We start from the raw sequence: 348 nt of genomic DNA on the forward strand, positions 1-348 counted from the left end.
GATATAGACGAAGTAGTAACGCAAATGTCGTTAAAATACTTCCCAGAGCTGTGTGAATCTAACAACGATCCTCGTGCAACAGTTATGTTTGACGACGGCATTAAATACATGCGCGAAGCCGCAAGCGAATCAATCGATGTTGTTATTGTTGATGGCACCGACCCAGTAGGCCCAGGTGAAGGTTTATTTAATCATGCATTTTACACTAGCTGCTTAAACGCCCTTCGCCCAGGTGGCATTTTAGTACAACAAAGCGAATCACCGCTTATGCATATGCCGTTATTAGTTGAAATGCGCGAAGCTATGCTAACGGTAGGTTTTAACGACTTACAAACACTGCCATTCCCG

The 348-nt window shown here is 44.0% G+C and carries 1 protein-coding gene; it reads left to right on the plus strand.

The window, feature by feature from the left end:
* The coding region (locus tag AAEY62_RS20990) for a spermine/spermidine synthase domain-containing protein (RefSeq protein WP_502935532.1) at positions 1-348 on the plus strand (348 nt) is incomplete at both ends.

This window comes from Pseudoalteromonas sp. GW168-MNA-CIBAN-0100 (assembly GCF_040309225.1).
Lineage (GTDB): Bacteria > Pseudomonadota > Gammaproteobacteria > Enterobacterales > Alteromonadaceae > Pseudoalteromonas > Pseudoalteromonas arctica.